The 21159-nt window shown below is 59.1% G+C and carries 18 protein-coding genes and 1 pseudogene; 6 read left to right on the top strand and 13 right to left on the bottom strand.

Going from position 1 to position 21159, the window contains the following annotated elements; translation table 11 throughout:
* Positions 1–833: 833 nt before the first annotated feature.
* The 5 genes and pseudogenes from L2I46_RS00770 to tssK all read right to left on the bottom strand — a co-directional run bounded on the left by L2I46_RS00770 (position 834) and on the right by tssK (position 7473).
* Positions 834–3320, bottom strand: coding sequence for a DUF2345 domain-containing protein (locus tag L2I46_RS00770; protein ID WP_032453318.1), 2487 nt, complete (start codon positions 3318–3320; stop codon positions 834–836).
* Positions 3321–3470: 150 nt separating this feature from the next.
* Positions 3471–3595, bottom strand: a pseudogene (locus L2I46_RS00765) (hypothetical protein).
* A gap of 186 nt (positions 3596–3781) precedes the next feature.
* The gene (locus tag L2I46_RS00760) at positions 3782–5479 is read right to left on the bottom strand and encodes an OmpA family protein (protein WP_236947465.1); all 1698 of its coding nucleotides are present in this window, start codon (positions 5477–5479) and stop codon (positions 3782–3784) included.
* A 3-nt stretch (positions 5480–5482) separates the two neighbouring features.
* Positions 5483–6136, bottom strand: a complete 654-nt coding sequence (gene tssL / locus L2I46_RS00755) for a type VI secretion system protein TssL, short form (RefSeq protein WP_102002948.1) — start codon at positions 6134–6136, stop codon at positions 5483–5485.
* Positions 6133–7473, bottom strand: coding sequence for a type VI secretion system baseplate subunit TssK (tssK, locus tag L2I46_RS00750; RefSeq protein WP_236947464.1), 1341 nt, complete (start codon positions 7471–7473; stop codon positions 6133–6135). The genes tssL and tssK overlap by 4 nt, the downstream gene beginning before the upstream one ends.
* Before the next feature lie 600 nt (positions 7474–8073).
* Here tssK and L2I46_RS00745 point away from each other — a divergent pair.
* Positions 8074–8403: a gamma-glutamylcyclotransferase family protein gene (locus L2I46_RS00745; RefSeq protein WP_236947463.1), complete on the top strand. Its 330-nt coding sequence runs from the start codon at positions 8074–8076 to the stop codon at positions 8401–8403.
* Positions 8404–8518: 115 nt separating this feature from the next.
* A complete protein-coding gene (locus L2I46_RS00740) occupies positions 8519–9058 on the top strand; it encodes a DUF2058 domain-containing protein (RefSeq protein ID WP_023290173.1) in 540 nt (179 codons plus the stop codon).
* A 24-nt stretch (positions 9059–9082) separates the two neighbouring features.
* Here L2I46_RS00740 and L2I46_RS00735 read toward each other — a convergent pair whose 3' ends face one another.
* Positions 9083–9781 (bottom strand): RluA family pseudouridine synthase, encoded by a 699-nt coding sequence (locus L2I46_RS00735; protein ID WP_032428902.1) that lies wholly within the window; start codon positions 9779–9781, stop codon positions 9083–9085.
* Between the two features lie 191 nt (positions 9782–9972).
* Here L2I46_RS00735 and L2I46_RS00730 point away from each other — a divergent pair, with 191 nt between their 5' ends.
* Positions 9973–10455: a cold-shock protein gene (locus L2I46_RS00730; RefSeq protein ID WP_236947462.1), complete on the top strand. Its 483-nt coding sequence runs from the start codon at positions 9973–9975 to the stop codon at positions 10453–10455.
* A 114-nt stretch (positions 10456–10569) separates the two neighbouring features.
* Positions 10570–11469 carry a LysR family transcriptional regulator gene (locus L2I46_RS00725; RefSeq protein WP_023290175.1) on the top strand — a complete coding sequence of 300 codons (900 nt, stop codon included), beginning with the start codon at positions 10570–10572 and terminating at the stop codon, positions 11467–11469.
* On the opposite strand, the gene L2I46_RS00720 is transcribed toward L2I46_RS00725, so the two are convergent.
* The 3 genes from L2I46_RS00720 to L2I46_RS00710 all read right to left on the bottom strand — a co-directional run bounded on the left by L2I46_RS00720 (position 11444) and on the right by L2I46_RS00710 (position 14826).
* Entirely contained in the window at positions 11444–12253 is an 810-nt protein-coding gene (locus L2I46_RS00720; RefSeq protein ID WP_236947525.1) for a substrate-binding domain-containing protein, read from the bottom strand. The two genes, L2I46_RS00725 and L2I46_RS00720, sit on opposite strands and share 26 nt — an antisense overlap.
* An 11-nt stretch (positions 12254–12264) precedes the next feature.
* Positions 12265–13560, bottom strand: a complete 1296-nt coding sequence (locus L2I46_RS00715; RefSeq protein WP_044523912.1) for an MFS transporter — start codon at positions 13558–13560, stop codon at positions 12265–12267.
* A 333-nt stretch (positions 13561–13893) separates the two neighbouring features.
* Positions 13894–14826 carry a LysR family transcriptional regulator gene (locus L2I46_RS00710; protein ID WP_117132444.1) on the bottom strand — a complete coding sequence of 311 codons (933 nt, stop codon included), beginning with the start codon at positions 14824–14826 and terminating at the stop codon, positions 13894–13896.
* 99 nt (positions 14827–14925) lie between these two features.
* On the opposite strand from L2I46_RS00710, the gene L2I46_RS00705 reads away from it, so the two are divergent.
* Positions 14926–15402, top strand: coding sequence for a GNAT family N-acetyltransferase (locus L2I46_RS00705; protein WP_065813351.1), 477 nt, complete (start codon positions 14926–14928; stop codon positions 15400–15402).
* Positions 15403–15451: 49 nt separating this feature from the next.
* Here the strand turns inward: L2I46_RS00705 and pckA are convergent, their stop codons facing one another.
* Complete coding sequence (gene pckA / locus L2I46_RS00700; protein WP_072413373.1) at positions 15452–17095, bottom strand: phosphoenolpyruvate carboxykinase (ATP); 1644 nt, start codon at positions 17093–17095, stop codon at positions 15452–15454.
* A gap of 283 nt (positions 17096–17378) precedes the next feature.
* Between pckA and L2I46_RS00695 the strand changes: the two genes are divergently transcribed.
* On the top strand, positions 17379–18272 hold the full coding sequence (locus L2I46_RS00695) for a LysR substrate-binding domain-containing protein (protein ID WP_023290180.1): 894 nt from the start codon (positions 17379–17381) through the stop codon (positions 18270–18272).
* A 5-nt stretch (positions 18273–18277) separates the two neighbouring features.
* On the opposite strand, the gene L2I46_RS00690 is transcribed toward L2I46_RS00695, so the two are convergent.
* Genes L2I46_RS00690 through livM form a run of 3 tightly spaced genes read right to left on the bottom strand, consistent with a single transcriptional unit; the run spans position 18278 to position 21152 of the window.
* Positions 18278–18997, bottom strand: a complete 720-nt coding sequence (locus tag L2I46_RS00690; protein WP_023290181.1) for an ABC transporter ATP-binding protein — start codon at positions 18995–18997, stop codon at positions 18278–18280.
* Entirely contained in the window at positions 18994–19869 is an 876-nt protein-coding gene (locus L2I46_RS00685; protein ID WP_072420770.1) for an ABC transporter ATP-binding protein, read from the bottom strand. Before L2I46_RS00685 ends, L2I46_RS00690 begins: the two co-directional genes overlap by 4 nt.
* Positions 19866–21152 carry a high-affinity branched-chain amino acid ABC transporter permease LivM gene (gene livM, locus L2I46_RS00680; protein WP_023290183.1) on the bottom strand — a complete coding sequence of 429 codons (1287 nt, stop codon included), beginning with the start codon at positions 21150–21152 and terminating at the stop codon, positions 19866–19868. Before livM ends, L2I46_RS00685 begins: the two co-directional genes overlap by 4 nt.
* Between the last annotated feature and the right edge of the window lie 7 nt (positions 21153–21159).

Raw genomic sequence — 21159 nt, 5'->3', positions numbered from 1 at the left:
CGCATCAGTTGAGCCTGCGCGCTGATATCAACATACTGGTGATAAACAGATTCGTCGTCTTTACCATCCCCCTTTGGCCAGGTCAGAGATTTGTTCATTTCCTCTGCCCAGTGACTGACAATAACATTCGTATCGTCAACAAGATCGAATTTCAGTGAAACAGGTACGTTACTTAGTTGTTTTTTTAGTTCCGCTGTATCTATTTTTCCCTGACGTATGGTTTTATTAACCTGATTACCATTCGCATCCTGAGAAACAATAGTTTTGTTTTTATATTTTATGAAACTGGCTTCACCACTTTCTTTATCAACTTCGCTGAGCTTATATGTTCGCCACTGTTGTTTTATTTTATCGGAACGCACATAAGTTTTCTTGAATCCTTTCACTGTGTTATTTTTAAGCGGAATAAGTTCCATTATACCAATGGCAGTATCTTTCATTTTATCATTAAGCAATTCCCCCTCCGGAGGATTCGCTGTTAGTGACATAAGCTCTTTCCGCAAAGCCTGATTTGCTTTGTTTAAGGCTTCATAGGCTTTAGTGATTTCACTTTCAAATTTTCTTGCTGGCACTCTGCCTGCCTGAGTGATTGCTTCAAAATTAATATCATCAAGATTTTTTTGCGCCTGTTTCTGAGTTTCAAGCAAGCCAGACAGAAAATCATGCTCCTGTTCGATAATTTTAGTATCTGAAGCCTCCAGAAAAAGCAATGTTGCGCTACCTGGGTGAAAATAACATTCTGGGCCATATTTTCCTTTTACAACCGTTCCCGTCCCTTGTACCGATGTTTTACTTTTCTCTTCTCCGGTAGCCATATGCTATTCCTTCATTCTTTAAAGTAATTCTATATGCAGGGCATCAGGCAGGGCAGTATAAACTGCAACAGTTTTACCTTCCGCATCGGTCCTGCCTTCAAATACTTTACCTTCACCGGTTGTTATCCTGTACCGGGTAAAAGGTAAAATCTCCCCGGACTCTTCATCTTTTGCAGTAAAAAACTCACTGAAACCGACGGGAAGCTCAGGTTTGTTTGCATCATAATCAGCTGCGCCCATTTTCTGCACATTGGCCGATTTCAGCAGAATATTCCCCGGGCAGCCCAGCTCGATATTGCCACCACTTAGCCTGATATACGCTCCCGCACAGTTCACCACCAGTTCCTTCGCCGCCGTGATTTCCACTCGCCCTTCCACGCTGGTCACGGTGATATCCTTTTTCGCCGTCGCCTCCAGCGCATCATCCTGCGCCTGGATTTCCATCTTTCCCTTCGCCGCAAACAGCTTAATCCCCGTCTTTCGTGCCAGCAGGCTGACGGCTTCTCCCGCCGCTACCGTAAAACGTTTCAGCGCACTGATGTCCGTATTCTGCTGTGACACAATCCCCACGCTGGCGCTACCCGAAGACAACCGTACCGCCTGCGGACTGCTGATGCTCACGCCCTGCGGCGCATTCAGCACTATCCCCGGCTGCGCCAGCTCTTTCAGCGCATCGTTCAGCGTCTGCTGGTTGCCGGTATCCGATGGCAGGGCCTGAGCCGATTCCGCTGCCGACGCCAGGCTTTTCGCAATACCCAGGGCATTTTCAAGCTGCGCAATCGCCTCCTCCATTGCCAGCATCCTGTCGCCTGCCGAAGGCTGTTTATCCGCACTGATAAACACTCCCGCACCGCCCCGGATGCTCACCCATTTATCCGTACGCAGTTCCGCCCCCTCCCCCCGCAATTCCCTCTGCGCATCCACATTATGCCCCAGGTTCAGCTGCGTCTTGCCGCCGTACTCGGTGCTGAGCTTGATATGCTCCTCGCCGCGCTTATCCTCCATTCGCAGCTTATTGTTGGTCGGAGTACGAATCACATTGCGGGTGCTGTTCTTTTCCGTCACAGGGTCAACATGCCGCGAGTCGTGCAGTGCATGAGCGATATACGGCCGGTCAGGATCGCCTTCGTGGAAAGCAATCGCCACCTCCGTGCCCTGGACCAGCGGGAAGTGAAAGCCGTACACATCGCCGCCGTAAGGTTTAGCGAGCCGCACCGGCATACTCTCCTGACCCTGCCCTTTATCATCTCTGTCAGCGTCAAATTTCACCCGGTACAGGCCGGACGCATCCTGCCAGGCGTAGATATCATTCGCCTTCGCGCTGGTCACCCTCGCCGTCATGGTGCCAGTCACCTTCGGGCGAGGCAGCAGCGGCGGACGCCAGCACAATGTTTCGCTGTAGGGCACCGCCAGCAGGGTCACCCGCAGCGCCTCCCGGCGGCTGGCGGTAAAACCGGTGCCGGTGATTAACAGCGAATCCTGCACGGGGGCAGGCAGGGTCGACGGCAGGCTGTCGGTGAGGGTCAGCACCTGGGCCGGCGCCAGCCAGGCTGCCGTACTGCTCGCGGTAATCAGCGTCTGGCGAGCGAGAAAACGCTCATGGTCGAGACGGGCATAGAAGTTGGCGGTCTCCGCCTGCGGGTCGATTTTATCGCCCCGCTCCCGGTGGCGAAGCTTATAGTGGTATACCTCTCCGTAAGTGATGCCTTCACCATTTCCCCGGGTCATATCCGCTGTTGCCGACTGGAGAACGCTCTGCGCATCGCGGGGGTTATAATCCCGGGTAGTGACGTTCGCCTCTACGACGTTGTGCGTGATGCTCAGACCCCATATCGATTCCGTACCGCTGTCGCTCATCCCGGACGGGCTGTTTACAGGAAGTGTTTTATCGAACATCAGCGCCCGCTGCGCGTCGGCGAAGTGGACCACTTCGCTCTGCGCCTCTTCCTGTAGGGTGAAGAAATAAAATATCCCCACCTCTGCCAGCAGGCGCTGGATAAATGCCAGGTCGCTCTCCTGATACTGATTAATTTGCTCGCGCCGCGGATAGTGTTGCTTGAGATTAAACTCATACTCCCAGTCATGCAGGTGATGTTCCTGCAATACCTGCTCCACCACCTCCGGCACCGATTTGTTGACGAAAAAACGGTGGCTGCGAAACTGTTTATCCAGCAGGGAGAGAAACGGCTGGAGGGTTATCTGATAGGTCGACTGATCTTCAGAACGACTGACGCGCCGGAAGGTGGTAATCACACCATGGACGCGTTTGCAGTCCGCCAGCTGCTGCAGTGCGCCGCCGCCCATCGTCAGCATGGCGGGTTTGCTCAGGAGCTGTGCGGCATCAATGTTTTTCTCTGCGCTGGTAAACGTAATGGTGTAATAATAAAGTTCACTCAGTTTTTCTGCCCCACTGAATTCTTCCACATCCAGCGATGCGGTACATGAAGGAATATCCAGCTGGTAACGGTTAAGGGTGGTGCCGGTAATTATTGAAGAGGTATCCATTATATTCCTGTTTTACTCCGCTGTAATGACTATCAAAAATCAATTCACAGGACGCCCTGTTTAATTTTGTTTAATGATAATCATCTCATTCATCATAAATATATTTATGTGCATATCGATATCTCAGATACCCCACCAGGAACTTCATTACTAAAAGGCAACCCCAGGGATATTTATATTCACTGACTGAGAAATAAAAAGAGCAGCCAGAAACCGGAACCTTCAACGTTTAACGCTGCCAGCATTTCTCTGGCAATGTCCTTAGCGCTGTCGATGCAGATCTCCTTTATCCATCCCCCTGTCCCGCACTTCACCCCCGCAGAGGCCTCACTTGCCGACAAGATTGACTGGCTGCAGGCACGCTACCGCCCATCGCTATTTCCTGTTTATCAGGGACCCGTAGCGCACAGGGTCAGGCAGCCAGATTGTTGTTGTTCAACGTCCTCGTTCGGGGTCGCGGATTACTCGGTTTCGTTTTTTAAGGCGTCAGCCCCGGCTCCTGAGGTATTAGCCGTGCCCGGCGTCAGACAGGCGTCCTTCTGCGGGACCAGACTGATCTCCACCCGGCGATTTTGCGCCCGCCCGTCTGGCGTCTCGTTGCTGGCGACAGGACGACTTGCGCCGTAGCCCTGCACCGCAAAACAGCTCTCCGGCACATCGCCGGTATCGCGCATCCAGTCGCGGACCGCCTCGGCACGCTTCAGGGAGAGTTGTTGATTAGATCTATCATTGCCGATGCTGTCGGTATGGCCTGCCACCACGATCAGCCAGCCGGGTTTCGCCTTAATGCCCAGCAGCGAGTTCACCAGCAGCTTTGTCGAACCCGGTTTCAGCGTCGATTTGCCGGTATCGAACAGCGCCATGCTATCGAGGCGGATCGTCTGCGGCCCCTGCACAACCTGCTTAATGACCGGACGCGGCGGCGGGGGCGGCGCCCAGTCATTGATCGCGGCTTCCACGAAGGGGATCAGCCGCAATCCCTGATACAACCCCAGCCGGTAACGCAGCGGCTCTCCCCGGCGCTGCCAGTCATCCAGCAGGCGGCTGTCGGCACGCAGACGCTGCTGCGCCTGCAGCTTCGGCGTCGGCGGCGCGCCGCTAAGGCGGTGGTAGACCGCCAGATGATCGCCGACGCTGCGCACGAGGCGCTGGTTGTTGATAAAGGAAGCCAGCATCGCCAGCGCCAGAAAGAGGAAGCCCATGCCAGCGGCAAGACCGGCAGCGCGCATCCGGCGGCTGACCCCGTGGCGGTGAGGCAGTGTTGACAGAAGAAGATCCGGCAGCGGGTGAGGACCTGGCGCCGCGGCGTTGCCCGGGGAGAGCGTGGTGATCCCGGCGATTTGCTGTTGCCAGAGGTTATTTGCCGCCGCTACCATCGGTGTCAGGCAGATGCCCACGGCACACAGGTTCAGCGGAGGAAGTTCCGCCTGCCGGGCGCGGAATGGCCGGAAAAGAACGTTTTCTGCCAACGCCAGAATGCTCTCCAGCCACAGCGTCTGATACAGGCGTGAATCAGGTCTGCCCTCCCGCTGCCACTCGGCAACCGACTGGGGCGCTTGTCCTTTCTGCCGCACCTGGAGACCAGGCCTCTCCGGCGTGACGGTAAACCAGCGGTTTTCCTCTACCTGGCCGCCAGGCGGCGTCACCCAGAACACGCTCCACACCGGCGGCAGACCGTTTAACCAGGTTCGGCACTGAACAATACTCCGCCGCCAGTCGCACAGCGACTGCACCAGGTGCTCCCCGGTGGTGTGGTGCTCCGGTACCACCGCCAGCAGCACGGAAACCTGCGATACCAGTGCTGGACGCGCCGCCGCCAGGTACTGCGCCAGCAGCGGCAATTGCTCCGCGCTTTCCCCCCGTAGATACCAGCCGAGGCGGGTTTCGCAGTGCGCCGAACGCCCGGGAAACAGACCGTCGGTATCCCCGCAGACCAGAACCACCGCCCCCTGAAAATCCTCGGACGGCAGGACGATTTCCGGTCGCTGACGGCTGACTGCCCGGCGACGCTGACGCCAGAGCGCCGCGCCGCCCACCAGCAGGATGCACAGACTGACGATCACCTGGTTGCCGATGGACAGCGGCCAGAAGCCCAGCACCAGCCACAGGGCCAGGATGACGGTCAGTAGCGTAAGCAGACGACAGGCGTTATCACACATCTCTTATCCCTGCCCTGCTATATGCGCCACCATCTGTGACAGCATGGAGGAGAAGGTCAACCACAGCGCCGCCAGCGCCACAATGCCAGCCGCCCAGCCGCACCAGTACATCCGCCGTCCGCTGCGCAGCCGGGAGGCACGAACCACCACCGGCGCCTCCTGGGTTATGCTGAACGGCGGAACCCGCGCGCCAAGCGCATGCGCTACATCCTCACGCCGTTCGTCATCCTGGGCGCGGTACTCTCCGACAAACCCCAGCTGCAAAGTACGAAAGAAGCAGGTCAGCACTGCCGCATCCGCCGCGGGCTCTCGTAGCAGCTGGCGGATCCGTTCCCAGAGCTCTTCCCCGGCGTTGAGGGTGCTGAAAAAGCGCGCCTGCAGCGGATCCTTGCGCCACCTGCGCCAGCCATCATCCTGACTGGCGCGGTTAAGGACGCTCTCATCAAGCAGCGCGCAGTAGGCATAGAGCATCTGCTCAGCGCTGGCTTCACTGACGCCTGCCGCCGCCAGCGCCTCTCGCGCCTCGGTCACCCATCGACAGGCCTGACGATAGAGCGCCTCGCCATCGGTCACCGGCTGGCCGCAGCGTAACTGACTGACCATCAGCCAGCCCGGGTAAAAGGTTTTGTTGATCAGATCGCTTTCAGAGATATTCATGAGCGCAGTACCGCAAAGAGTTCAAGTTTCACGTCGCCAAGCGATTCCGGGGTATAGAAGGTGCAGTTGCCAGCCTCCAGCATCGCGCGGGCGGCATCGGTGGAAAGATCCAGAGCGAAATATTGGTTTTCCAGACGTAGCGGAATGGCCGCCGGCACGTGGCTCAGCGGTTTGATCGCGATGCCGCTGAGGGCAATGTTGACGACCTCGGCGACATCATCATGGCTACCCGCCTTACAGAGCTGCGGAAAGCGGCTCTGAAGCTGGTGAGGGGGAAGTGAAGAACGCACCGACAGATAAAAATCCGCCCCCTCGCGCAGCCGTGCATCGTGCAGCCTCCCCCGCCAGATCTCCCGGTCAGCACCCTGCTCCAGCGCGATGGCGATCACCCTTGAGGGCAAGCTGACTTCGAGCAGCGTATCCAACAGGGCAAACAGCGGTGGGAATACCTGCTCCGGCGAGGCATGCCGGTAGCGGGGGATCGCGTCCAGATGATGTTCAAGAGAGAAGGTCAGCAGACTGCCGGCCAGCCTGGCCAGTTCACGATAGAGCAGCTCCGGATGGCGCGAAGGGTCCTGATGCAGCTCGCTGAGCACCGGCTCGGCGCTGTTCAGTGCGTTGAGCAGCCAGAACAGGGAAACATCCGCCACGGCAAAATCAGCCATCCGCGCATTGCTTTCACGGCGCATGGCCATGAGGCGTCTGCGTCGGGCCTGCAGGCGATGTAGCAGCTCGCCCAGCTCGCTGACCAGCGTCGGGCTTGCGGCCAGCGACAGCAGCGGCGGGATGAATTTCGGGTCAAAGATCCACTGTCCCTGGGCGTCGCGTCCCAGACGCGCTACCGGGCAGGTTAGGAAGGCTGCGTTTTCTTCGATGGAGAGACGCAGCGTCAGCGTGTGCCGCAGGACGGCCAGCTCGCTGCGTTCATGGCCTGCCAGCTCCTGCACGGTCACCTGCTCGGCGCGCCAGCGGCGCGGGCGGGCGCTTTCCTGGCCGTCATCAAGATTGCCGCCGCTGGCGCTGAGCAGCGGCAGAGCGAGCAGAACCTCCACGTTGTCCTGCATCACGTCCGATACATCGCGGACCGGTGGCAAAATATCCGCCAGCTCGGTGTCAATCAGCGCGCCGTCGGCGAAACGCACGATCAGCCGGGTGGCGTTGAGCCGGGAAAGAGTGAGCGCGCTGGCGTCAAACTCCGCGCGCAATACCCCCCAGGGGTGGGCGAGCGCCATGCGGGAGACCGTATCGGCGACGTGCGCCTCCCAGCGGGCCTGTTGCTGAAACTGCTGCGGAACCAGAAAAGCCCCATCGCGCCATAATGGGCGGAAAATCTTCATCGCACCTCCTGTGCCTTTCACTTTCATCTGTCTGCAGACAGGACCAAATGCCCGGTGGGATATCCTTCATATACCTTGCGTTCGCCTCAGCCCCTGCATTTGCTCTGGCCTGTTCCTCACTAGCGGTTTTTCTCCCGAAGGTCGTTCGTCTCGATTGATTGCCTGCCGCTTCAAGGAAAGGAAATATCTCCCCTGCCCGCGAGAATTTCGAAATCAGATGGTATTTTTTGTTCAAGGGAGGTTTATCTTAAAGTGAAATAGCCAGGGGAGGTAACGCCTGGCCCTAAATAATATCTGAATTCAACCCAAGGAAGTTTTATAATTCCTCTTCATTCCATTCACGCAGCTTATTCCATAAGCCGTCCATTTATTATTTCGCTATTAAATATTATTTATATTCACCTGCAAATAATAAAAAAAACTCAACACTAAAATTGTCACTGCAGTAAATATGCCACCGACAGCGCCGGCGCCTGAATCTCCCCCGGCATCAGAGAGATGCCTGCCCCCCCACCCGGCCATTGCCAGGCGCTGAATTACCCCGTATTTTGGTTTTCCGCTCCGCTGGGGGCGGGTATCAGGGCGAACGAGAGAGAGAAAATGAAACCGCTATTTGTCTATGGGACGCTCTGTCCCGGTCGCAGCAATGCGCATATTCTGGAGGCGATCGGGGGCGAGTGGCGTCCGGGTTACGTTACCGGTACCTTTTACGCGCGCGGCTGGGGCGCAGCCGCTGATTTTCCGGGGATCGTCCTCGATGCCAACGGCCCGCGGGTCAACGGTTATCTGTTCCTGTCCGACCGGCTGGCGGCGCACTGGCCCATGCTGGACGACTTTGAGGAGGGGTACGATCGGGTGTCGGTGGAGGTGACTACCGACGATGGACAGCAGGTCAGCGCCTGGGTTTATCAGCTCCAGCCCCGGGAGTAATCCCCGGCCAGTCTCGCGCTACCGGGCACAGCGGCCCAGTACGTCCGCGGGTCTGGCGTCGTTTCCGCCAATGCAGGTATACTTGCCAGATGTTTCCTAAGCTTCAGATACGCAAATGACAAAACTTACCTTACAAGAGCAGATGCTCAAAGCCGGCCTGGTCAGCAGCAAAAAAATGGCCAAAGTCCAGAGAACGGCGAAAAAATCCCGCGTGCAGGCCCGTGAGGCCCGGGAAGCGGTGGAAGAGAATAAAAAAGCCCAGCTGGAGCGCGATAAACAGCTCAGCGAGCAGCAAAAGCAGGCGGTGCTGGCGAAAGAGTATAAAGCTCAGGTCAAGCAGCTGATTGAGATGAACCGCATTACCGTCGCCCGGGGCGATATCGGCTTTAACTTTACCGATAATAATCTGATCAAAAAAATCATGGTCGACAAGACCACCCAAACCCAGCTGATTAACGGTCGCCTGGCGATTGCCCGCCTGGCGGTGGATAACAAACCTGAAGGGGAATATGCAATTATTCCGGCGATTGTGGCTGAGAAAATTGCCCAGCGCGATGCCAGCAGCATCGTGTTGCACAGCGCCCTGAGCCAGGATGAGCAGGATGAAGACGATCCATACGCCGACTTTAAGGTGCCCGACGACCTGATGTGGTGATCGCGGGCTTCCGGCGGCAGGCGATCAGAACGAGCTTGCCTGCTGGATATGCATCGGCTCGCGACTGACGGGGTGGCGAAAACGCAGTTCGCTGGCGTGCAGCATCAGCCGCGGAGCCTGTTCCGTGCCCGGCAATTCCCGGCCGCCATACAGATCGCAGCCAAGGATCGGATAGCCCAGCAGCTGACAGTGGATCCGCAGCTGATGGGTGCGCCCGGTCTCCGGGGTGAGCGCCACCCTCGTCAGCGCCAGCGCCCTCTCCCCTTCCCGCGTCTGGTACATACGGTCAATTACCCGGTAGCGCGAACGCGCCGGTTTGCCGTGCCGGGCGCAGATCGACATGCGCGGGAAACGGGCCGGGTCTTTGGCGATCGCCGCCTCCACTATCCCTTCATCTTCCGGCAGATGGCCGCACAGCAGCGCCGTATAGACCTTACCCACCGTGCGCTGACTGAACTGCTGGCACAGCGCGGCGTTAATCACCTTGTTGCGGGCGACCACCATCAGACCGGAAGTGCCGAAATCAAGGCGGTGTACCAGGGTGCAGCCCGGAAAGCGCTGGACCAGTCGATGATGCACGGAGTCGAGGTTGCGCGGATCTTTGCCTGACAGACTCAGCAGCCCGGCAGGTTTATTGATCAGCAGCAGGTGTTCGTCCTGATACAGGAGGGTTATCTGCTCGCGGCACGGCGGAGCGACAAAGGTATCGATAATGGTGGACATCAGACGGCCCGAAGAAGGAGTGGCCGGCGATAGTAACCCATTTTGCCCGCCGGTACGACGCTGGCGCACGATCCGCCCTCGCGGCGGCGTCATTTATCACCCACACTTATCGCAAAGGCATGGTCTGCGCAGGCAATGTGCTTTACACTGCGCGCTGCAAAATTTGAGTTAACCAACGAGTAAGAACGGTAATGGCGATGAACGGAACAATCACAACGTGGTTTAAAGATAAAGGTTTTGGATTTATCAAAGATGAAAACGGCGAAAACCGGTATTTTCATGTGATTAAGGTCGCCAATCCCGATCTCATCAAGAAAGACGCGGCGGTGACTTTTGAACCTACCACCAACAATAAAGGGCTGTCGGCCTACGCGGTGAAGGTCATTTCGGAAAGCAAATATATCTATATCGCCGGCGAGCGGCTGAAGCTGACCTCCATCAAATCCTATGTGGTTTACCGGGAAGAAGAGCCGGTCGAGACCCGCGTGGATAAAGAAAACGCGGTGCTGTCGGTCGGGCTGCTGATGAACAGCATCCGGCCAAAATCCGCGGTGCAGCCGGGAGAGATGCGCTCGGTGAAAAAGCTGGCGATCACCACCTTTCAGGGGACAACCCTGATCTTCTCGGAAGACGAAATCGATATCGATGCCACGGTAAAACTGCTCAAGGTATGACGACCCGGCGTGCGGTCAGCCGCGCGCCCAGTCACCTGCCGAGCCGATTTTCGTCGCCATCGCCCCTCACCGGACGGGGCGAGGCGCCAGACAGCCGATAAGGATGCCGCCGCCATGCCCGTAAATTTTGACTTCAACGATCTCTATGCCTTTCGCGCCCTGATGGAGTATGGCAGCTTTCGGCTGGCCGCAGAATCCATTTGCCTGTCGCAGTCGGCCCTCAGCCGCCGCATCGAAAAGCTGGAAACCGCGTTAGGCAACCGGCTGTTCGAGCGCACCACCCGCCGCGTGACCCTTACGCTGTATGGACAGAATTTTGCCGAACGTTCGGAGCAGCTGCTGGCCCACGTCGAGACGGTGCTGGCGGATATCAGCCAGGTCAGCAAGGCGCGTACCGGGCTGGTGACAGTGGCGACGGTACCTTCAGCCGCCTACTACTTTATGCCGGAAATCATCCGCAGCTTTCAGGCGCGCTTTCCCCAGGTGCGTATCCGGCTGATCGACAGCAGCGCCGGGAATGTCATTGAGGCGGTGAGCAGCGGACAGGCTGACTTTGGCCTCTGCTTTGCCAAAAACCTGCCGGCCAGCATCGAATTCACCCCGCTGGCCGACGACCGCTATGTCGCCGCCTGTCGGCACGACCATCCGCTGGCGAGCAGGACGCACCTCAGCTGGCAGGCATACTTTGAACAGGATTATATTGGCCTCGATCGGGTCTCCGGCAACCGGACGCTGCTCGACAGGGAGCTGGCGCATCTGACGCCGGCGCGGCCAAGCATTTGCGAAACCCGCCACGTCACCACGATGCTGGGTATGGTGGAAGCGGGCATCGGCATTGCCGCCGTGCCCGCGATGTCGATGCCCGCCGGGGAGCATTCCGTTCTCCGCGCCGTACCGCTTACCGAGCCGGTGGTCACCCGTACGGTAGGTCTGATCCGCCTCAGCGGCCGTATTCAGTCCTACGTGGCGGCAGAGCTGGAGAAGCTGATTATTGAACAGTATCCTTCTGGCTGACCGGCGCGGCGGCAGCTACGCTTCGCATACCGGTGGCGTGGATGGTCTCCTGCGCCGCCGGTGAGGCCAGATACGTCAGCAGCGCCTTTCCTTCCTGCGGGTGGTCGGCGCTGACGGTCACCGCCCCGGCAAAGCGGGTGATGTACTGCAGGTTATCCGGCAGTTCGCCGACAAAGGTCACGCCGGGCACCGGCAGCAGTTCGCTTACCTGCTGAAAACCGATCTCATACCGTCCCTTCGCCACTTCCGAGGCTACCGGAATACGCTCCACCATCTGCGCTTTGCTCTGCATCGCCTCATCAATGCCCAGGCGGTGGAACAGCGTCGAGCTGACATAGCGTCCGCTGGCGCTGTCGGAGTACGCGACCGACGGCGCAGCCAGCAGCGCCGCCCGCAGCTGGTCTGCGCTGCGGATAGCCGGCAGCGGCGCTCCCGCTTTCACCACCACGCCGATGGGCGAGTCGGCCAGCTCCCGGCGCGAATCCGGTTGCGTACGGCCCGCTTTCTCGAGGCCGGTCAGCGCGTCGCCGACCATAATCACCACGTCCGCGTGTTCGCCCCGCGCCAGGCGGTTAGGGATCGCCTGCGGCGTTTTCCCCATCGACGGCCCGGGGATCACCACGAGGTGGTTACCGCTTTGTTTTTCCCATGCCGGGGCCAGCTTTTCCAGCGCCGCTTTGAAGCCGCCGGAGATCATCATGGTGACCTCAGCGGACAGCGCGCTGCCGCCGGTGGCGGCCAGCAGCAGCGTGGCCAGCAGGGTTCCTGTCGTTTTACGCATCATCATCTCCCTGATTAACGTGCCGTCTGCAGCGTAACGGCGCTGCGGCGATAGAGGTAGCAAGTGGCCAGCAGGCCGCAGACGGCGGCAAAGCTCATCCAGTAGCCTGGGGAAGCTTTATCACCGGTATATTCAATCAGCGCCGTGGAAATCACCGGCGTGAAGCCGCCAAACACCGCGGTCGCCAGGCTATAGGCCAGCGAGAAGCCTGCCACGCGCACTTCGGCGGGCATAATTTCGGTCAGCGCCGGGATCATCGCCCCGTTGTACATGCCGTAGATAAAGGACAACCACAGCAGCACGCTCAGCATCATCAAAAAGCTCGGCGCGTTCGCCAGCATGGTCAGCGCAGGCCACGCGGTAGCCAGCGCCAGCAGGGTCATGGCAATCAGCACCGGCCGGCGGCCAAAGCGGTCGGACAGCGCCCCGCCCACCGGCAGCCAGAAGAAGTTGGAAATCGCCACCAGCAGCGTGACCAGCAGGCTGTCCGAGGCGCTGAGCATCAGCACTTTTTTGCCAAAGGTCGGCGCATAGACGGTGATCAGATAGAACGCGGTGGTGGTCATCGCCACCATCATCATCCCGGCGATGACCACCTGCCAGTTCGCCAGCAGGGTGGCGAATACCTGGCGCATCGCCAGATGATGGCGGCGGGCAGTAAACTCCTGGGTCTCCTCCAGCTTACGGCGCAGCACAAAAATGAACGGGACGATCAGGCAGCCGAAAAGGAACGGAATACGCCAGCCCCAGTCGCTGATGGCGCTCTGCTCCAGCACGGCGTTGAGGGCAAAGCCCATCGCGGCCGCCACCATAATGGCGACCTGCTGACTGCCCGACTGCCAGCTGGTGTAAAACCCTTTGCGGCCCGGGGTGGCGATCTCGGCCAGATAGACGGATACCCCGCCCAGCTCAGCGCCGGCGGAGAAGCCCTGCAGCAGGCGGCCGATCAGCACCAGCAGCGGCGCCCACAGGCCAATGGCCTGGTAAGAGGGGATCAGCACGATCAGGAAGGTGCCGGTGGCCATGATCGACAGGGTCACAATCAGCCCTTTGCGCCGCCCTACCTTGTCGATATAGGCGCCAAGCACGATGGCGCCGATGGGCCGCATCAGAAAGCCGGCGCCAAAGACCGCGAAGGTCATCATCAGCGAGGCGAATTCACTGCTCGCCGGAAAAAAGGTATGTGCGATGTAGGTGGCATAAAACCCGAACAGGAAAAAGTCGAACTGTTCGAGAAAGTTACCGGACGTGACGCGCAGAATGGCGCCGAGCCGGTCACGGGTGCTCATCAGTGAGGTTGTCGAATGCATGCAGGTCTCCAGTTTGTTATCCACGCGTTGTCGCGCGCCTGTTGCTGAAGACTGAAACAGAACCGGGAACGAAATAAGCGTAATAAACGCATCCATTGATGCAATTTACGCATAAATAACATTTAACTAATTAACATTACTTTTATATACAATCATTTAACACTCTCTGCGCCATCAGCGTCGGCGGCAGGGATGAAAAAGTGAGTTTTCCGTTTTGTGACCGAGGCCAGGGTACGCCGCTGCGCCCCGGGCGCCAGGCGGTAAAAGACATACCCGGCCCGGCAGGGTTAACGCGACGCCGAGCGGCAAGATGTTAATAATCCGGACGTGACCTCAGGGCGCCGGCGCCGCGGCGGCGTTCCCCAGCGTCTGCAACAGGGAGATCAGCCAGCGGGTGGCCTCGCGTTTCCCGCTGCGTTTGTGGGCGTAAATCTTGACGTCAAACGGGGGAACCGGAAACGGCAGCGGGAAAATGGTCAGCCGGGCGGCGCGAGCCATCGTCTCCGCCGCCCGCCGGGGCAGCGCCATCAGCAGATCGCTCTGCTCAATAATAAAGGGAGCGCTCAGCATCGAGGGCGTTTTCACCGCCACCTGCCGCGAATAGCCCTGCCGCTCCAGCTCACAGTCCAGCACCCCCTGCCGCTCATTCCACGGGGTCACCACCAGATGACGGGCCGCAAGGTAGGCGTCCAGGGTGAGCGCCGTTCGGTCGGCCTGGCTGATAACCACATATTCGTCCCGCAGCCAGTTAATCTCCTCGAGATCGGGATGAACTGGCTCGTCAGGGGTATTGAACCCGAGAGCCAGATCGACCTCCCCCGCCAGCAGCTCGGTCAGCGCCGGGCTGTGGGGCAGATAACGGAGCTCAAACCGCAGCCCGGGCGCCTCACGCTGCAGGTGGTGCATCAGCGTCGGAAAGACGCAGAACGCGGTGAAATCGGTGATCGCAATCTGCATGCAGTCGGTGCTGGCGGCCGGCACAAACGCCGCCGGCGGCGTCAGCTCCTGATTGAGAAATTTCAGCGCCGAAGCGATAGAGGGCGCCAGCTGGCTGGCATAGACGCTGGGACACATCCGGTGACCTTCCCGATAGAACAGCGGGTCGTTGAGGGCGCTGCGCAGCCGGGAGAGCGCATGGCTCAGCGCCGAGGTGCTCATCGCCAGCTCTTCTGCCGCCAGGCGCACCGAGCGGGAGCGATAGACCGCGTCAAAGACCGGCAGCAGGTTGAGGTCGATACGGCGCAGGACAGGATGCATAATATTCATCGTTTGCTGATTTCATTGCACTTAATTCTTTTCACAATACCGCTTATGCTCTGGGTCAGCAATTTTGCTTTCTTTCATACCATTCAGACAGGACGACCCATGAGCATCACGATCCGCCAGGCCACCCCGGACGACGCCACCGCTATTTATGACATGATTTATGAACTCGCGGTCTACGAGAAAGCCCCCGAAGAGGTGGTGACGACGGCAGAGGAGATCAGAGAGACGCTGTTTGCCAGCAGCAGCAAAACCGAGGCGCTGATCTGCGAGGTGGCGGGCAAAGCGGTGGGCTACGCCGTGTTCTTCACCAGCTACTCCACCTGGCTTGGCCGTAACGGCATCTATATGGAGGATCTGTACGTAACCCCCGACTATCGCGGGATCGGCGCCGGAAAAGCGCTGCTGAAAACCATCGCGCAATATGCTGTACAGCGTCAGTGCGGGCGTCTGGAGTGGAGCGTGCTCGACTGGAACCAGCCGGCGATTGATTTCTATCTGAGCATTGGCGCGCAGCCGCAAGATGAGTGGGTGCGTTATCGCCTCACTGGCGATGCGCTGCAGGCCTTTGCGGAGTAAAGCGGCTCGCCAGCAGGTCGGCGCCAGGCGTCGACCTGCTGGCCGCGGATCAGGCTTCGACCGCGCTATTCTGCAGCTGCGGACCGGCCAGCGCCAGACGCGCGCCCGCTTCGGTATCGCTGTACTGCTTAAAGTTATCCATAAACAGCTGAGCCAGACTCTCCGCCTTCTCCTGCCACTTATCCGCTGAGCTCCAGCCATTACGCGGATCCAGCACCGCGCTGTCGACGCCCGAAATGCTCTGCGGGATCGCAAGATTGAACACCGGGATCGCTTCATCGCGCAGCGGGCCGGTGGTGCCATTGAGGATCGCGCTGATGATGCTGCGGGTATCGCGCAGCGACAGGCGTTTGCCCTCGCCGTTCCAGCCGGTGTTGACCAGCCAGGCTTCCGCACCGGATTCCGCCATCTTCGCCGCCAGTACGCTGGCGTACTGGGTCGGGTGAAGCAGCAGGAACGCCGCGCCGTAGCAGGCGGAGAAGGTCGGCGTCGGCTGGGTAATGCCGCGCTCGGTGCCCGCCAGCTTCGAGGTGAAGCCCGACAGGAAATGGTACTGCATCTGCTCGGTGGTCAGACGGGAGACCGGCGGCAGGACACCAAACGCGTCTGCGGCAAGGAAAATCACCTTCGATGGATGGCCCGCCCGGGACACCGGCTTGACGATATTGTCGATATGCGACAGCGGATAGGAGACGCGGGTGTTCTCGGTTTTGCTGCCGTCGGCGTAATCCACGCTGCCGTCGGCGCGCACCACCACGTTTTCCAGCAGCGCATTGCGGCGGATGGCGCCATAAATCTCCGGCTCCGCCTGCGGGTCGAGATTGATGGTCTTGGCGTAGCAGCCGCCTTCGAAGTTAAACACCCCATCATCGTCCCAGCCGTGCTCGTCATCGCCAATCAGTTGACGATGCGGATCGGTGGACAGCGTGGTTTTGCCGGTACCGGAGAGGCCGAAGAACAGCGCGACGTCCCCTGCTTCGCCGCGGTTGGCCGAGCAGTGCATCGACGCGATGCCTTTCTGCGGCAGCAGGTAGTTCATGACCGAGAACAGCCCTTTTTTCATTTCGCCGCCGTACCAGGTGCCGCCGATGAGCTGAATACGCTCGCTCAGGTTAAAGGCGACGAAGTTCTCGGAGTTCATGCCCTGCGCCTGCCAGTTGGCATTGGTGCAGCCGGCGCCGTTGAGCACCACGAAGTCCGGGGTAAAGCTGGCCAGCTCGTCGGCGCTCGGCACGATAAACATGTTTTTGACAAAGTGGGCCTGCCACGCCACCTCGGTGACGAAGCGCACGCCAAGGCGGGTGTCCGGGCTGGCGCCGCACCAGGCGTCGATGATGTACAGTTTTTTGCCGCTCAGCTGGCCTGCGACCAGGCTTTTCAGGCTGCGCCACACTTCTGGCGATAACGGCTTATTATCATTGCGGCCGAGGCCGGAGTCAGCCCACCATACGGTGTCGCGCGTCTGCTCGTCTCTGACGATATATTTATCGCGCGGCGAGCGGCCGGTGAAGATGCCGGTATCCACTGCCACAGCGCCAGAGTCGGTCATTACGCCGCGGGCCGCGCCGGTCAGCTCAGGAGCGGTTTCATGTGCAATAAGCAAATCGTAATCAGGGTTGTAAAACAATTCGCCGCTTGCATTAATCCCCAGCTCCTGCAGAGCCATTTTTACTGATTCAATTTGTTGTGACATGGAACTCCTGACAAACTATTTAAGGTAAGAGGCCTGGGTTATTCATTGCTTTCGTCATCGTCGCCAGCTATTTAATAAGATAAATCCTGGGCAATGAAATAAAGCAATAAATAACCGTGAGTCGCGATTTCATATCGTGCTCATGTAGGGTCGCCGATACGCATTCATAAATCTCAACTTTCCAAAAAATGTTAACACCTGTCGATAATTATGTTAATTGCATAGTTTCTATGCGCTATGCTAAAATTGCATAGCCTTTATTGCGTTTTTGAGGACTGGATCGGTGTTGGCAAATCTGGAAGTTAAATGGCTGTATGATGTGATTGCTCTCGAGGAGTCACGCAGCTTTACCCTGGCGGCCAAAGCCCGCAATATCTCGCAGTCCTCGTTCAGCCGACGCATCCAGTCGCTGGAGGCTTCCCTCGGATTCAGCATCTTCGACCGCAGCGCCAACCCCCTGCAGTTGACCAACCGCGGGAAAATTTTTGTCGGCTATGCGCGAAATATGCTCGACGACATGGATTTTCAGATCAGCCGAATTAAAGGTTTAAATAACACCACGCAGAAAATAAGAATCGACGCCGCCCCTTCGCTGTCGGTGTTATTGCTGCCGGAAATTATCGCCGGTTACACCGACCGTAAAAATAAGACTTTTCATGTTGAATCGATTAACGTCAACGACGCCGTATTTAACCTGAAAGAGGGTAAAAGCGATTTTATCCTCTCCTTCTATAATGAAGAATTAATGAACTATCCGTTTATTAATCATAAAATTTTTGATTCTTACCTGCACCTGGTCTCTCCCTGCGACGAACATGGCCGGCCGCTGTTTCATTTACATCGCGGCGTGCTGCCGCTGATGAAATACGCCAACGACAGCTATATGGGGCGTCAGGTGAACCAGGTCATCGACCGCACGCCGGAGATCACCTTCTCCCTCACCTTTGTCTCTTCCATGAGCGAACTGCTCAAGCGCATGATCCTCAATGGCGACGGCGTGGGCTGGCTGCCGCAGTACTCCATTCAGCGCGAGCTGGACGAAGGCCGACTGACGATCCTCGATGAGAGCCTGTCGCTGCCGATCGGCGCCTGGCTCTACCGCTCCGGCTCGCGGCTTAACCAGGCCGCCGAACGTTTCTGGCAGCACATTAAAACCCGTAACCAACCGCGGGATTAACCCTCTCAGCCGCTGATCCCCAGATACGCCTTACGCACCTCCGGGTCGTTGAGCAGCGCCTGGCCGCTACCGCTCAGGCGGATCTGGCCGTTCACCATCACGTAGGCGCGGTCCGACAGGTTGAGGGCATGGCGGGCGTTCTGCTCCACCAGAAACAGCGTCATCCCCTGGGCCGTCAGCTCGCGCAGGATCTGAAATATCTGCTTCACCACCAGCGGCGCCAGTCCCAGGCTCGGCTCATCCAGCAGCAGCAGGCGCGGCCGGCTCATCAGCGCCCTGGCGATGGCCAGCATCTGCTGTTCGCCGCCGGAGAGGGTCATCGCCCGCTGTCCCCGCCGCTCTTCCAGCCGGGGGAACAGCTGGTACATCCGGGCCTTGTCCTCGGCCTGATAGCGGTTGCCAATGGCAATAGTCCCCATCAGCAGATTCTCCTCGACGGTCATATCGGGAAAGATGCGCCGCCCTTCCGGGGCCTGGGCGATGCCGTTGCTGGCGATAAAGTGGGTCGATTTCCGGCTGATCGCCTCCCCGCGATAGAAAATCTCCCCGCCGGCAATACGCGGCTGCCCGAAGACCGACATCAACAGCGTCGATTTACCCGCGCCGTTGGCGCCGATCAGCGCCACCGTCTCCCCCTCGTTGACGGTCAGGGAGACCTGCTTCAGGGCCTGGATCGGCCCGTAGAAGACATCCACCTCATCAAAGGCAAGCAGTGGCTGGCTCATCGGCGCGTCTCCTCTTCCTCAGCGCCAAGATAGGCGGCAATCACGCTGGCGTTGGCCTGAATCGCCTGCGGCGCGCCGCGGGCGATGACGTCCCCGTGATCGAGGACGATGATATGATCTGAAATCTCCATCACCATCCCCATATCATGTTCGATCAATAGCACCGTGATGCCGTGCTGCTGGCGCAGAAAGCGGATGATCCGGCTCAGCGCCTGGGTTTCAACCGGGTTGAGTCCGGCCGCCGGCTCGTCCAGACAGATCATCTCCGGACGGGTGCACATGGCGCGGGCGATCTCCAGCCGCCGCTGCTGTCCGTAGGAAAGCGTTCCCGCCAGACGGTTGGCGCAGTCCACCATCTCCACTACCTCCAGCCAGTAAAACGCGCGATCCAGCGCCTGACTTTCCGCCTGCCGATAGCTGCGGGTGTTGAGGATCCCGGCCAGCAGATGGCGGTTGACCTGGGTATGCTGGGCCACCAGCAGGTTCTCAATCACCGACATCTCGCGGAACAGGCGAATATTCTGGAAGGTGCGGGCCAGACCGGCGCGGTTCACCAGATGGGTGCCGCCGAACATCTTGTAATAGATCCGCCGCCCCAGTTGCGCCGGGTGGAGGAAATCGTCCGGGTGAAGCTTTTGCCCCAGCACCTGAATGACATCGGTGACCTTTTCCCGCGCCCGTAGCACGATACTCCCCCCCGTCGCCCGGTAAAAGCCGGTCAGGCAGTTAAATACCGTGGTTTTGCCCGCGCCGTTGGGGCCGATCAGGGCGGTGATCGATCCCCGCTCCACCTCCAGATTGACGTCATTCAGCGCTTTGATGCCGCCGAAATGCATCATCAGATGCTCAACGCGTAAGATGCTGTCGCTCATGGCGCGACTCCTTTTCGCAACGCGACCCCGCTGCGGCTGGTGCGCACCAGGCCGCGCGGCCGCCAGATCATCATCAGCACCATCAGCACGCCAAACAGCAGCACGCGATATTCGTCAAACCCGCGCAGCAGTTCCGGGGTGACCGTCAGGACAAACGCCGCCAGCACCACCCCAAGGGTGGAGCCCATTCCCCCCAGCACCACAATCGCCAGGATCAGCGCCGACTCAAAAAAGGTGAACGACGTCGGATTAACAAATCCCTGATAGCTGGCGAAGAACACTCCGGCGATGCCGGCGGTCGACGCGCCGAGCATGAACGCCGAGAGCTTGACCAGCACATGGTTGAGCCCCATCGCCCGACAGGCGATCTCATCCTCGCGCAGCGCCTCCCAGGCGCGGCCGATGGGCATCCGCGTCAGGCGATGCTTCACCAGCAGCACCAGTATCACCACCATGCACAGCACGGCGTAGAGGAAGATGAATTTCAGGTTGGGGTTGTAACTGACGTGGAAGAACTCATGGATAGGGATACCGCCATCCTTTGCCCGGCGGGTAAATTCGAGGCCAAACAGCGTCGGGGACGGCACCGGGACGCCGTTGGGGCCGCCGGTGAAGCTCACCCAGTTGTTAAGCACCAGGCGAATGATTTCGCCAAAGCCGAGGGTGACGATGGCCAGATAGTCGCCGTGCATGCGCAGCACCGGAAAGCCCAGCAACGCCCCGGCGAGGGCCGCCATCACCGCTCCCAGCGGCAGCATCGCCCAGAAGCCGAGGCCCAGGTACTGGTAGCCCAGCGCCAGGCCGTAGGCGCCGATAGCATAGAACGCCACATAGCCCAGATCGAGCAGCCCCGCGAGACCCACCACGATATTCAGCCCCAAACCGAGCAGGACGTAGATCAGCCCGAGGATCGCCACGGTCAGCAGGTATTTGCTGGCGAGAAACGGAAAGGCGATAGCCAGGCCCACCAGCAGCGGCATTATCCAGCGCAGCCGCGAGCGGTAGCCCGGGGGCCGGACGTACACCCCGTCATCCGCCCCCTCAAAGCGGGCAACCAAGGCCTTGCCCCGCCGGCTCTGCAGCAGCAGGCTGAGCGCCAGTCTGCCGGCCATCACCACCGCCACCAGGATCGCCACCCGCGCGGGCGCGAGGGTAAAGCCATAGCCTTTGAGCACCACGCCGACGATCGGGCCAAAGACAATTAACGCGCAAAGACCGGCCAGCACGCTGTCGATCAGCGCGCTTTTGATATCCCGCGCAGGCTGGCGCGTCAGTTCACCCATAGAGCCC

It is taken from the genome of Klebsiella sp. 2019SCSN059, assembly GCF_021739525.1.
GTDB lineage: Bacteria > Pseudomonadota > Gammaproteobacteria > Enterobacterales > Enterobacteriaceae > Klebsiella > Klebsiella quasipneumoniae.
Note: the sequence above shows the minus strand (reverse complement) of the source record. Positions and strands in the feature narration are given on the sequence as shown.

Excerpts from the sequence above, each read along its gene's own strand:
- L2I46_RS00770 (WP_032453318.1), bottom strand. The coding sequence starts at position 3,320 with ATGGATACCTCTTCAATAATTACCGGCACCACCCTTAACCGTTACCAG.
- L2I46_RS00760 (WP_236947465.1), bottom strand. The coding sequence starts at position 5,479 with ATGTGTGATAACGCCTGTCGTCTGCTTACGCTACTGACCGTCATCCTG.
- tssL (WP_102002948.1), bottom strand. The coding sequence starts at position 6,136 with ATGAATATCTCTGAAAGCGATCTGATCAACAAAACCTTTTACCCGGGC.
- tssK (WP_236947464.1), bottom strand. The coding sequence starts at position 7,473 with ATGAAGATTTTCCGCCCATTATGGCGCGATGGGGCTTTTCTGGTTCCG.
- L2I46_RS00745 (WP_236947463.1), top strand. The coding sequence starts at position 8,074 with ATGAAACCGCTATTTGTCTATGGGACGCTCTGTCCCGGTCGCAGCAAT.
- L2I46_RS00740 (WP_023290173.1), top strand. The coding sequence starts at position 8,519 with ATGACAAAACTTACCTTACAAGAGCAGATGCTCAAAGCCGGCCTGGTC.
- L2I46_RS00735 (WP_032428902.1), bottom strand. The coding sequence starts at position 9,781 with ATGTCCACCATTATCGATACCTTTGTCGCTCCGCCGTGCCGCGAGCAG.
- L2I46_RS00730 (WP_236947462.1), top strand. The coding sequence starts at position 9,973 with ATGGCGATGAACGGAACAATCACAACGTGGTTTAAAGATAAAGGTTTT.
- L2I46_RS00725 (WP_023290175.1), top strand. The coding sequence starts at position 10,570 with ATGCCCGTAAATTTTGACTTCAACGATCTCTATGCCTTTCGCGCCCTG.
- L2I46_RS00720 (WP_236947525.1), bottom strand. The coding sequence starts at position 12,253 with ATGATGCGTAAAACGACAGGAACCCTGCTGGCCACGCTGCTGCTGGCC.
- L2I46_RS00715 (WP_044523912.1), bottom strand. The coding sequence starts at position 13,560 with ATGCATTCGACAACCTCACTGATGAGCACCCGTGACCGGCTCGGCGCC.
- L2I46_RS00710 (WP_117132444.1), bottom strand. The coding sequence starts at position 14,826 with ATGAATATTATGCATCCTGTCCTGCGCCGTATCGACCTCAACCTGCTG.
- L2I46_RS00705 (WP_065813351.1), top strand. The coding sequence starts at position 14,926 with ATGAGCATCACGATCCGCCAGGCCACCCCGGACGACGCCACCGCTATT.
- pckA (WP_072413373.1), bottom strand. The coding sequence starts at position 17,095 with ATGTCACAACAAATTGAATCAGTAAAAATGGCTCTGCAGGAGCTGGGG.
- L2I46_RS00690 (WP_023290181.1), bottom strand. The coding sequence starts at position 18,997 with ATGAGCCAGCCACTGCTTGCCTTTGATGAGGTGGATGTCTTCTACGGG.
- L2I46_RS00685 (WP_072420770.1), bottom strand. The coding sequence starts at position 19,869 with ATGAGCGACAGCATCTTACGCGTTGAGCATCTGATGATGCATTTCGGC.
- livM (WP_023290183.1), bottom strand. The coding sequence starts at position 21,152 with ATGGGTGAACTGACGCGCCAGCCTGCGCGGGATATCAAAAGCGCGCTG.